This is a genomic window from Kitasatospora sp. NPDC057692, assembly GCF_042799475.1.
GTDB lineage: Bacteria > Actinomycetota > Actinomycetes > Streptomycetales > Streptomycetaceae > Kitasatospora.
This window is the reverse complement of sequence record NZ_JBHVIV010000123.1, coordinates 9,147-20,118: the sequence shown is the minus strand read 5'-3', so window position 1 is coordinate 20,118 and position 10,972 is coordinate 9,147. Positions and strand designations below refer to the sequence as shown.

The window sequence follows — 10,972 nt, the reverse complement described above, 5'->3', positions numbered from 1 at the left end:
GACCCTCGACAAGCCGGTGAACGAGCGGCTGCTCGGCACGCTGGCGACCACGGCGGTCTCCGCCTGGCTGGGCGCCCGGGTGTACCGGGTGCACCAGGTGGCGGAGACCCGGCAGGTGCTGGACATGGTCGCCTCGATCCGCGGCACCCGCCCCCCGGCGGTCGCCCGCCGGGGACTGGCCTGAGGCCGGCGAGGAGGACTAGATCTCGGTCGCCGGGCGGCGGGCCTCGGCGAGGATCTTCATGACCTCGTCGATCTCGTCGGTGACGTGGAACAGCTCCAGGTCGTGCGGGGCCGCCTTGCCCTGCGCGACCAGGGTGTTCCGCAGCCAGTCGACCAGACCTCCCCAGTAGGCGCTGCCGAAGAGGATCACCGGGAAGCGGGTGACCTTCTTCGTCTGCACCAGGGTGAGCGCCTCGAAGAGCTCGTCCAGGGTGCCGAGGCCGCCGGGCAGGACGACGAAGCCCTGCGAGTACTTCACGAACATCGTCTTGCGGACGAAGAAGTAACGGAAGTTCAGGCCGAGGTCGACGAACTCGTTGAGCCCCTGCTCGAAGGGCAGCTCGATGCCCAGGCCGACGCTGAGCCCGCCGGCGTCCGAGGCACCGCGGTTGGCGGCCTCCATCGCGCCCGGTCCGCCGCCGGTGATCACCGCGTAGCCGGCCTCGGCCAGCGCCCGGCCGATCGCCACGCCCGCCGCGTACTCGGGCGAGTCGACCGGGGTCCGGGCGGAGCCGAAGACGCTGATCGCGGCCGGGAGTTCGGCGAGGGCGCCGAAGCCCTCGACGAACTCGGAGGTGATCCGCAGCACCCGCCACGGATCGGTGTGCAGCCAGTCGGTGGGACCGGTGGTGTCCAGCAGGCGCTGGTCCGTGGTGCTCTCGCCGACCTGGTCCCGGCGCACCAGCACCGGGCCCTTCTGCTTCTCGGGCCACGCCTTCTTCGGGCGCGGCTCGCCCACCTGCTCGGGGCCGTGCCCGTAGTGCTTCTCGTCTCCAGTGCCTGTCATGACGAAACCCTACGCCCGCCCCTCCCCTTTTTCAGGCAACGCCGGAAGGTCGGTTGGGCAACCGGGAGATGGCGTCCGGCCGATGGCCGCGGGGCCGGATCAGGCCGTCAGCCAGGCGCGCAGCCGCTCCTCGGTCGCGGCGATGGCGCTCAGCGAGCAGTGCTCGTCCCGCTTGTGCGCCATGTTCGGGTCGCCGGGGCCGTAGTTGACCGCCGGGACGCCGAGCGCGCTGAACCGGGCCACGTCCGTCCAGCCGAACTTGGCGCGGGCGGTGCCGCCGGTCGCGGCGAGGAAGGCCTGGGCGGCGGGCTGGTTCAGGCCGGGCAGCGCCCCCGGGGCGAAGTCGGTCACGGTGACCTCGAAGCCGTCGAAGACCTCGCGCACGTGCTTCTCGGCGTCGGCCTCGTCGCGGTCCGGCGCGAAGCGGAAGTTGACCGTCACCACGCACTCGTCGGGGATGACGTTGCCGGCCACCCCGCCGTCGATGCGCACCGCGTTGAGGCCCTCGTGGTACTCCAGCCCGTCGATCTCGACCAGCCGCGCCCGGTACTCGGAGAGCCGCCGCAGCACCTCGCCGGCCTTGTGGATGGCGTTGTCGCCGAGCCAGCTGCGGGCCGAGTGGGCTCGGACGCCGCCGAGCCGGACCTGCGCGCGCAGGGTGCCCTGGCAGCCGCCCTCGACGACCGCCCCGCTGGGCTCCATGAGCACCGCGAAGTCGGCGGCCAGCCAGTCCGGGTGGGCCTGGGCGAGGTGGCCGAGGCCGTTGCGGTGGGCCTCCACCTCCTCGCAGTCGTAGAAGACGTAGGTGAGGTCCCGGTTGGGCTCGGGCAGGGTGGCGGCGAGCCGGAGCTGGACGGCGACGCCGGACTTCATGTCCGAGGTGCCGCAGCCGTGGAGCAGGTCCCCCTCGACCCAGGAGGGCACGTTGTCGGCGATCGGCACGGTGTCGATGTGGCCGGCGAGCACCACGCGCTCGGCGCGGCCGAGGTTCGTCCGGGCGACCACGTTGTTGCCGTACCGGTCGACGGTCAGGTGCGGGTAGGCCCGCAGGGCGGCCTCGATCGCGTCGGCGAGCGCCTGCTCGTCGCCGCTGACGGAGGGGAAGTCGACCAGCTGGGCGGTCAGCGCGCCGCCGTCGAGGGTGAGGTCCAGGGGCGTCTTCGGGCTGCTCATGGTTGCCCAGCCTAGTCCTGTCACCGCCGCCCTCCTGTGGCAGTGCTGTGACGGTCGCCCGGGCAACCGCATGTCACCGTACATCCGTCCGAGTGGGTACGGTGTCGGTTCGGAGTGCTCGGCGGAGAGGGGCGGCGGTGGCCAGGCGAGAGGGCGGCGGCGGTGACGGGGACGCGGCGCCGCGGCGGCGCCGCGGGCCGCTGCGGGTGGTGCTGATCGGCGTGCTGGTGCTGGCGGTGGCCGCGGTGACGCTGTACTGGCTGCGCGACAACAAGCTGCTGACCCCCGAGGGCTGCTCGGTGAAGACCCCGGCCGGCGAGGGCACCCTGGAGGTCCCGCAGGCGGCCAACGCGGCGACCATCGCCGCCGTCGCGCACGCCCGCGGCCTGCCGGACCGGGCGGTGACCATCTCGCTGGCCACCGCGATGCAGGAGTCCAAGATCCGCAACCTGTCCGGCGGCGACCGGGACTCGGTGGGCCTGTTCCAGCAGCGGCCCTCGCAGGGCTGGGGCACCGTGCAGCAGATCATGGACCCGGTCTACGCGACCAACAAGTTCCTGGACGGCCTGGTCAAGGTGCCCGGCTACACCCGGCTGCCGCTGACCGACGCGGCCCAGCAGGTGCAGAAGAGCGGCTACCCGCAGGCCTACGCCAAGCACGAGACCAAGGCCACCCTGCTGGCCTCCGCGCTGACCGGCCGCGAGGCGGCCTCGCTGAACTGCGTGGTGCACGACTTCGCCGAGCCGGACACCGACGAGGACAGCACCCCGTCCGCCGCCCCGGCCGGGGCCGCGCCCAGCACCGGCGCCGCGGCGCCGGCCCGCCCGGACCGGGCGCAGGTGCTGAGCGACCGGGTGCGCCGGGAGTTCGGCCGGACGGTCACCCCGGCCCCCGGCTACACGTCCACGATCAAGGGCGCGGAGAGCGCCGTCTCGCTGACCCCGGACCCGACCGCCTCCACCGACTCCGGCCCGGACGCCGAGCGGCAGAACGGCTGGGCGGTGGCGCACTGGGCGGTGACGCAGGCTCAGCGGCTGGGCATCGAGACCGTCGCCTACGACGGGAGGATCTGGCGGAAGGCGAAGTCCGAGGACGGCTGGAAGCCGCAGCCGACCGGGACGTCGACCAAGCTGGTGCTGGTCTCGCTGGCCGCCCCCGCGAAGGGCTGAAACCGGCGGCCCCGGACCGTTGACGCACTGGTGTCCGGGTTGCCGCCACCGGGGTGATTCGCGTCAATCCAGGTGGACGGCGGGCCGGCCGGGGCGGGCGGGGCGCAGAACCGTCACTCCCCTTGGCCCGTCGCGGGCCCGTACCCCCGGCCCGACACCCGGGGCGCCCCACTGTGCGGTCCTACCATCCGATCACCGGCCCGGCGCTTTCCTTGCACGGGCCGAAACCTTCTGGCTTCTCAAGCGGTAACAACGTCGTCCGCCCGGCGGACGGAACGGACCCAGACCCTCCGAGGAGCCCCATGTCTCACCCCCTCACGCGCCGGATCGCCCAGGCCGCACTGCTCGTGGCGGCCGGCGCGACCCCGCTGGTCGCGGCCGGCTCCGCGTCCGCCGCCGACGCCCTGCTGCCGAAGGGCGACCTGGCCGCCCCGCTGGGCCAGCTCACCAACACCGACGCCGGCTCCACCCTGCAGCACACCACCCACCAGCTGGGCCAGGCCGCCGGGAACACCGGCGCCGCCACCGTCGCCGCGGGCGTGCCCGCCGCCGCCGACGCGACCGGCAACATCGTCGCCCAGCAGCTCCCCGAGGCGAACGAGAAGGCCGGCTCGCTGACCGCCCCGATCGACCAGACCGCCGCCACCACCGGCGAGCTCTCCGGTGTCGCCCCGAAGGTCGCCCGGGCCCTGGCCGGCAAGCTCGGCGAGGCCGTCACCGGCAAGAGCGCCACCCCGCAGCGCAGCTCGCACGCCGGCCTCGGCCCGGTCGGCGACCTCGCCCCGGCCGACACCCTCACCAGCGCCGTCCCGGGCGGCAGCGGGGTCGTCCAGGCGATCCCCAGCACCACCACCGTCACCGACGCGCTGCCGATCGGCTCGGTCACCCGGGCGCTGCCCGCCGACCTGCCCGCCGCCGATGTGCTCGGCCTCGCCGAGCACGGGTCGGCCAACCGCCTCGGCGGCGCCGACCTCGGCCAGAACAGCCCGCTGAACGGCCTGTCCGGCCTCACCAGCGCGCTCGGCCCGCTCGGCGGCCTGCTGGGCAGCCTCAACGGCGGCAGCCTCAACGGTCTGCCGATCGGCTGAGCCCGTCCGCACAGCGGCGAGGGCCGGCGTCCGGAACCCCGGACGCCGGCCCTCGTGCGCTCCTCCGGCTACCGCGCGGCGGCCGCCGCGCGCAGCCGCTCCACCGCCGCCGCGACCCGCTCGTCGGTCGCGGTGAACGCGACCCGCACGAACCGGTCGCCGGCCGGGCCGTAGAAGTCGCCGGGCGCCACCAGGATGCCCAGCCCCGCGAGCTCGGCCACCGTCTCCCAGCACGGCCGGTCCTGGGTCGCCCACAGGTAGAGGCTGGCCTCCGAGTGCTCGATCCGGAAGCCGTACGCCTCCAGCGCCGCCCGCAGCTCCGCGCGCCGGGCCGCGTAGCGCTCCCGCTGCTCGGCCACGTGCGCGTCGTCCGCGAGCGCGGCGACCGTCGCCGCCTGCACCGGGGCCGGCACGATCATGCCGCCGTGCTTGCGCACCTCCAGCAGCTCCTTGACCACCACCGGGTCGCCCGCCACGAAGGAGGCGCGGTAACCGGCCAGGTTGGAGCGCTTGGACAGCGAGTGCACCGCGAGCAGGCCCTCGTGGCCGCCCCCGCCGCACACCTCGGGGTGCAGCACGGAGACCGGCTCGGCCTCCCAGCCGAGCTCCAGGTAGCACTCGTCGCTGACCAGCAGCGCCCGGTGCTCGCGCGCCCACTCCACCGCGCGGCGCAGCTCCGGCGCGCCGAGCACCCGCCCGGTCGGGTTGGACGGGGAGTTGACCCAGAGCAGGCGCACCCGGGAGCCGTCCAGCTCGTCCACCGAGTCGTAGGCGACCGGCTCGGCGCCGCACAGCCGCGCGCCCACCTCGTACGTCGGGTAGGCCAGCCGCGGGTAGGCGACCTGGTCCCCTGGGCCGAGGCCCAGCTGGGTCGGCAGCCAGGCGACCAGCTCCTTGGAGCCGACGGTCGGCAGGACGGCCTGCGGACCGATCTCGGCGCCGAGCCGGCGGCGCAGCCAGCCGGCGATCGCCCCGCGCAGCTCCAGCGGGCCCCAGACGGTCGGGTAGCCGGGGGTGTCGGTGGCCGCGGCGAGCGCCTTCTGGATCACCTCGGGCACCGGGTCGACCGGGGTGCCGACGGAGAAGTCGCAGAGCCCGCCGGGGTGGGCGAGCGCGGTCGCCTTGTACGGCTCCAGCTTGTCCCAGGGGAACACCGGCAGCAGGTCCGTAACGCGGCGCGCCGCCCCCGGGTGGCCCGGGAACGGCGCGTGCGTGCTGTTCTTGGTACTCACAGCTCAGTTGCCACCAGTCGTCAGTGGTCGGCGTTCTGCGGCGGCAGAGCGGCGATGAACGGGTGGTCGCGCTCGATCAGACCGAGCTTCGAGGCGCCGCCGGGCGAGCCGAGGTCGTCGAAGAACTCGACGTTGGCCTTGTAGTAGTCCTTCCACTCCTCCGGCGTGTCGTCCTCGTAGAAGATCGCCTCGACCGGGCAGACCGGCTCGCAAGCGCCACAGTCGACACACTCATCCGGGTGGATGTAGAGCGATCGCTCGCCCTCGTAGATGCAGTCAACCGGGCACTCTTCGATGCAGGCCTTGTCCTTGACGTCGACACAAGGCTGCGCGATGACGTAGGTCACGCTGTCGTTCCTCCTCGGAAGGGCTTGGCGGCCCATTCGGTTTTCTCGCGTGCGCGGGTGAGCGCGGCGTCGTCGATGCCCGCCCCTAGTATCGCGGGTCGGAGACCGCAAATGCACAGGAGGTGCCCAGATGGCCGCCGAAGGGCCGGTTCAGGACCGTCCGGAGGTCCGGATAGATCGCTCTGACGTGGGCCGCAGGGTCTCTGTACGGCGGCTCGACGGCTTCTCCGACGACAACCGGCCAGTGTTCCGCGATGTGATCGGTGTGCTCGCATCCTGGGACGACTCGGGCCTCACGGTGGTGCCCAGGAGCGGCGATCCGGTCTCCTTCGACGAGAAGCTGCTGGTCGCCGGCAAGACCGTGCCGCTCTTCCCGGCCCGGCGCGCGCCGCTGCCCCAGGCGGGTCCGGCCGAGCTCCAGCGGATCGCCGCCCGCGGCTGGCCCGCCGTCGAACAGGAGCCGCTGGGCGCGTGGACGCTGCGCGCCTCGGCCGGTTTCACCCGGCGCGCCAACTCCGTGCAGGCGCTCGGCGACCCCGGTGTGCCGCTCGACGAGGCGCTCACCACCGCGCGCGCGTGGTACGCGGCGCGCGGGCTGCCGGCCTGGGTGGAGGTCACCGCCCCCGGCTCGCCGGAGGCACTGCGCGCCGAGCCGGACCGGCTGGGCGCCGCGTACGCGCCCACCCTGGTCCGGGTGGCCGAGCTGGCGCCGCTGACCAGGATCGGCGACCCGGCCGCCCGGGACCGGGTGCGGCTGGCCCGGACCGCCTCCGCCGACTGGATGTCGCTCTACCGCCGGGTGACCGGTGACCCGGCGGCGGAGGAGGCCGCCCGCGCGGTGCTCCACGGCGGCCCCTCGGTCTGGTTCGCGACCGTCCACGACACCCCCGGCGGCGGGCCCGAGGGCGGCACCCCGCCCGTGCTCGCCGTCGGACGCTGCGTCATCGACGGACCGTGGGCCTGCTTCGGCGCCATCGAGGTGGCGCCGCGGGCCCGCCGCCGCGGCCTGGCCACGGCGGTGATGGCGGTGCTCGCCGCCCGGGCCGCCGAGGAGGGCGCCACCGGCGCCCACCTGCAGGTGGAGGCGGACAACGCCGGGGCGGTCGCGCTGTACGACGGGTTGGGCTTCACGACCAGTCACACTTACCACTACGCGCTCCTGCCCCAGGGCTAGGGCGCCGCCCTGGCACCGTCCCTCCGTCCGCCGCCCTACGAAAGCCGCCGCCACCGCCGTGACCGAGCAGAGCAGAGCACGCTTCCGGACCGAGGCCCGGGCCGAGCACCCCGATCCGGTGCTGCTCTGCCTGCTCGCGGCCGCCGAGCACCTCCCCGCCCCCGACCCGGCGGACCCGGACGACCTCCAGGGCCCGCCCTCCGTCGACGCGCTGCTCGCCGCCTGCTCGGCGGCCCTGGACCGGCACGCGGCCGCCGTCCGGCGCGCCGTCGCCGACCGGGCCCCGGCCGGGCCGGAGGAGACCGCGGCGCTGCTGGCCGCCGTCCTCGGCGGGCGCGAGCGGTTCCACGGGCGGCAGTCCGACTACCGGCGGCTGGAGTCCTCGCTGCTGCCCGACGTGCTGCGGCGCCGCCGCGGGCTGCCGATCATGCTCGCCCTGGTCTGGTCGGCGGTCGCCCGGCGGGCCGGGCTCGCCGTGCACGGCATCGCCCTGCCCGGCCACTTCATCGTCGCGGTCGGCGGGCCCGCCGGCGGCGAGGAGTACGTCCTGGCCGACCCGTTCCACGGCGGCCGGCTGCTCGACCTCGACGACGTGGCCCGGCTGGTGCGCGCCGCCGGGCACGAGTTCACGCCGGAGCTGCTCACGCCCGCCCAGCCGCTGGACGTCGCGCTGCGGGTGCTCGGCAACATCCGGACCTGGGCCGCCGACCGCCCCGAGCACGCCCGCACCCAGCTGTGGGCCACCGAGCTCGCCCTGCTGCTCCCCCGCCACCCCGCCCAGCTCCGCCTCGAACGCGCCGAGCTGCTGGTGCGCACCGGCGACTTCCTGGGCGGGGCCGCGGAGATGGACGAGTACGCCGGGATCCTGGACGCCTTCGACCCGGACTCCGCCAGCAAGGTCCGCCAGGAGGCCCGGGCCGCCCGCCACCGGCTGAACTGAGACCCGCCGGTCAGAGCCGGCCCTTCTCCCGGGCGATCCGGACCGCCTAGGCGCGGTTGCGGGCCCCGGTCCTCTGGATCGCCGTCGAGAGGTGGTCGCGCACCGTCCCCCCGGAGAGGTGCAGCCGCCCGGCGGTGTCCGCGTTCACCGCCCCGTCCGCCGCGGCCGCCAGCACGTCCCGCTCGCGGGCGGTCAGCGGGTTCGCCCCCTCGGCCAGCGCGGCGGCGGCCAGCACCGGGTCGATCACCCGCTCGCCGCGCAGCACCCGCACCGAGGGCCGGTCGTTCCGCATGTCGCTCACGGCGCCCGACCCTACGGCGTTCCGGCGGACAGCGGCCGGACCAGGAGCACCCCCGGTTCCGAGCCGGTGGCGTTCACTCCGATCCCGGCCCCGTCCACCACCGCCGGCGGCGGACTCCCGGAAGACCCGGCGCGCCGGGCTCGTTCGTCCACTCCCGCGCCGCCGCGGCCTGGTCCCGGCGGCCCCTTGAGTCTCCCCCGGGGGGAGACGCCAAGCTGGGGCCATGCGGGACGACGAGCTCGACACCACCCTGTACTCCATCGGCGAGTTGGCCCGGCGCACCGGCCTGACGGTGAAGGCCGTCCGGTTCTACGCCGACGCCGGGCTCGTCCCGCCCACCTGCCGCACGCCGGCCGGCTACCGCCGCTTCGACGTGCACGCCCTGGCCCGGCTCGACCTGGTCCGCACCCTGCGGGAACTGGGGCTGGACCTGGCCACGGTCCGGCGGGTGCTGGACCGTTCCGCCCCGCTGCGCGAGGTGGCCGCCGCGCACGCCGACGCGCTGGACGTGCAGATCCGCACGCTCCGGCTGCGCCGGACGGTGCTGCGGGCGATCGCCGAACGCGGCTCCACGACCGAGGAGATGAGACGCATGCACCAACTCGCGAAGCTGTCCGACGCCGAACGCCGGCGCCTGGTCAACGACTTCATCGACGCCGCCTTCGGCGGTCTGGACGCCAATCCGGAGTTCGTCGCCATGATGCGCTCCGCCATGCCGGGGCTTCCGGACGATCCGACCCCCGAACAGGTCGACGCCTGGGTGGAGTTGGGTGAACTCGTGCAGGACGTGGACTTCCGCGCCGCGGTCCGCCGGATGGCCGCCCACCAGGCGGCCGAGCGGGCGGCCGGCGACGACACCGGCCTGCACACCGACCTCTCCGAGGCCGTCCGCACCACCGTGACCGCCGCCGTCGCCGACGGGATCGACCCCGGCTCGCCCGCCGCCGCTCCCGTCCTCGACTCCCTCACCGCCGCCTACGCCGCCACCTTCACCCGCCCCGACGACGCCGCCCTCCGCGCCTGGATCCTCGACCGCGTCGAAACCGCCAACGACCCCCGCGCCGAGCGCTACTGGCACCTCCTCGCCACCATCAACGGCTGGCCGGTCCAGGAGAGCCTCCATGACGTCTTCGCCTGGTTCACCGCCGCTCTTCGGGCCTCGCTGGAGTAGGACGTCGGACCGGCCGACTTCCTGCTCCGCACAGCCGTAATCCGGTTGCGCCCGACCGGCTTTCGGGGTGGCATGCGGGAGAGAGCGGAGAGGGAGGCGGCCGGGGATGGGCGTGGAGTGGTGGGAGATGCTTCCGGAGAGCGGGCCGGGGGCGGTCCTGGAGGTGGTGCGGCGCTGCCTGGCGGTGGACGGCGGACTGCCGGTGGCGGGCGAGCCGTCCTTCGTCGGCCGGCGGTACGACGGGCCGGGGACCGTCCGGATCGGGGCGTACGAGGACGGCAGGCTGGTCGCCTGCGGGGCGGCCAGGCCCTACGCCGGGTACTGGTCGCTGGTGGGAGCGGTGGACCCGGACTTCCGGGGCCGGGGGCTCGGCGGTGAGCTGCTGGACCGGCTGATGACGGCGGCGGAGACCGTCGTCCAGGTGGAGACGGAGGCGCTGACGCCCGCCGCCGAGGAGCTGTTCCGGTCACGGGGGCTGCGGCAGGAGTTCGCGGAGGACGTGTTCCGGCTGGGACCGGAGACACCTCTGCCGGCGGTGGCGTGGCCGGCCGGGGTGGGCATCGAGGAGTGGCCCGAGGACTGTTGGGAGGAGGGGGCGGCCGACGCCTTCCACGAGGCGTACCGCCACTCCTTCGCCGACCGGCCGGGGTTCCCGGGCTGGACGCGGGCCGAGTGGGCGACCTGGCTGATCGACGACGGGTTCCGGCCCGGGGCCTCGCTGCTCGCCCGGGACTCCGACGGTGTGCCGGTCGGGTTCGTGGTGTGCGCCGAAGGGTTCCTGGTGCAGGTCGGGGCCGTGCCCGCGTGGCGGCGGCGGGGGCTCGGGCGGGCGCTGGCGGTGGCCGCGCTGGAGCGGCTGCGGGCGGCCGGGGACGCGGAGGTGTTCCTGGACGTGAACGTGAACAACCCGGCGTCGGCGGCGCTGTTCCGGAGCCTCGGCCTCACCCGGGTCGCCCGGCGGGCGCGGTTCGGGCGTCCGTAGGCGCCGCCCCCACGGCGGCGCCACCGGCCTCGGTGAAGGCGGCGCACGGGATCAGCGAGAGGAGCAGGACGACGAGCACCACCGCGACAGGCTTCGGCATGCCCGTCATGCTGCCCCTCGGCCGGAACCGGGGCCGCCGCTCCGGGGCGGCCGGTGCGGAGAGTTCCTCCGCCCGGACCAGCCTAGGGTCCCATCGGGACGGAGGCCGTCCGCAGCGGCACCGAGGCGCGCAGCCGGAAGTCCCGGTCCTCCCTGCCGGTGCTGTTTCCGGCACCACCGGAGTCCCGCCGGGCCCGGGTGCGGCGGCAGTGGCCGCCGTCGTGGGGGGGGGCTGGAGGGTGTGATTGAGAAACCCCCGGCCCCCCCCCGGCGGGGCCGCCCCCCCG

Annotated in this window: 10 protein-coding genes and 2 pseudogenes; 7 read left to right on the top strand and 5 right to left on the bottom strand. The window is 75.1% G+C overall.

Annotated features, from left to right (window positions below; genetic code table 11):
* Positions 1-184, top strand: a pseudogene (locus ACFVFS_RS37705) (dihydropteroate synthase); the annotation flags it as partial.
* 15 nt (positions 185-199) lie between these two features.
* Here ACFVFS_RS37705 and ACFVFS_RS37700 read toward each other — a convergent pair.
* Both ACFVFS_RS37700 and dapE read right to left on the bottom strand, forming a co-directional pair.
* Positions 200-1,009, bottom strand: coding sequence for a TIGR00730 family Rossman fold protein (locus tag ACFVFS_RS37700; RefSeq protein WP_380629516.1), 810 nt, complete (start codon positions 1,007-1,009; stop codon positions 200-202).
* Between the two features lie 99 nt (positions 1,010-1,108).
* Positions 1,109-2,182, bottom strand: a complete 1,074-nt coding sequence (gene dapE, locus ACFVFS_RS37695) for a succinyl-diaminopimelate desuccinylase (protein WP_380629515.1) — start codon at positions 2,180-2,182, stop codon at positions 1,109-1,111.
* Positions 2,183-2,319: 137 nt separating this feature from the next.
* Between dapE and ACFVFS_RS37690 the strand changes: the two genes are divergently transcribed.
* Together ACFVFS_RS37690 and ACFVFS_RS37685 are read left to right on the top strand one after the other, a co-directional pair.
* Positions 2,320-3,351: a hypothetical protein gene (locus ACFVFS_RS37690; RefSeq protein WP_380629514.1), complete on the top strand. Its 1,032-nt coding sequence runs from the start codon at positions 2,320-2,322 to the stop codon at positions 3,349-3,351.
* Between the two features lie 302 nt (positions 3,352-3,653).
* Positions 3,654-4,439, top strand: coding sequence for a hypothetical protein (locus ACFVFS_RS37685; RefSeq protein WP_380629513.1), 786 nt, complete (start codon positions 3,654-3,656; stop codon positions 4,437-4,439).
* Between the two features lie 68 nt (positions 4,440-4,507).
* Here ACFVFS_RS37685 and dapC read toward each other — a convergent pair whose 3' ends face one another.
* The gene (gene dapC / locus ACFVFS_RS37680) at positions 4,508-5,671 is read right to left on the bottom strand and encodes a succinyldiaminopimelate transaminase (protein ID WP_380629512.1); all 1,164 of its coding nucleotides are present in this window, start codon (positions 5,669-5,671) and stop codon (positions 4,508-4,510) included.
* 20 nt (positions 5,672-5,691) lie between these two features.
* Entirely contained in the window at positions 5,692-6,018 is a 327-nt protein-coding gene (gene fdxA, locus ACFVFS_RS37675; RefSeq protein WP_030061559.1) for a ferredoxin, read from the bottom strand.
* Positions 6,019-6,205: 187 nt separating this feature from the next.
* On the opposite strand from fdxA, the gene ACFVFS_RS37670 reads away from it, so the two are divergent.
* Positions 6,206-7,192, top strand: a complete 987-nt coding sequence (locus ACFVFS_RS37670; protein WP_380629511.1) for a GNAT family N-acetyltransferase — start codon at positions 6,206-6,208, stop codon at positions 7,190-7,192.
* Positions 7,193-7,250: 58 nt separating this feature from the next.
* Complete coding sequence (locus ACFVFS_RS37665; protein ID WP_380629510.1) at positions 7,251-8,132, top strand: transglutaminase family protein; 882 nt, start codon at positions 7,251-7,253, stop codon at positions 8,130-8,132.
* A gap of 46 nt (positions 8,133-8,178) precedes the next feature.
* Here the strand turns inward: ACFVFS_RS37665 and ACFVFS_RS37660 are convergent.
* Positions 8,179-8,403: pseudogene (locus ACFVFS_RS37660) on the bottom strand (LuxR C-terminal-related transcriptional regulator); the annotation flags it as partial.
* Positions 8,404-8,656: 253 nt separating this feature from the next.
* Between ACFVFS_RS37660 and ACFVFS_RS37655 the strand changes: the two are divergent.
* Together ACFVFS_RS37655 and ACFVFS_RS37650 are read left to right on the top strand one after the other, a co-directional pair.
* A complete protein-coding gene (locus tag ACFVFS_RS37655) occupies positions 8,657-9,604 on the top strand; it encodes a MerR family transcriptional regulator (RefSeq protein WP_380629509.1) in 948 nt (315 codons plus the stop codon).
* A gap of 106 nt (positions 9,605-9,710) precedes the next feature.
* A complete protein-coding gene (locus tag ACFVFS_RS37650) occupies positions 9,711-10,586 on the top strand; it encodes a GNAT family N-acetyltransferase (RefSeq protein WP_380629508.1) in 876 nt (291 codons plus the stop codon).
* The last annotated feature ends 386 nt before the right edge of the window (positions 10,587-10,972 follow it).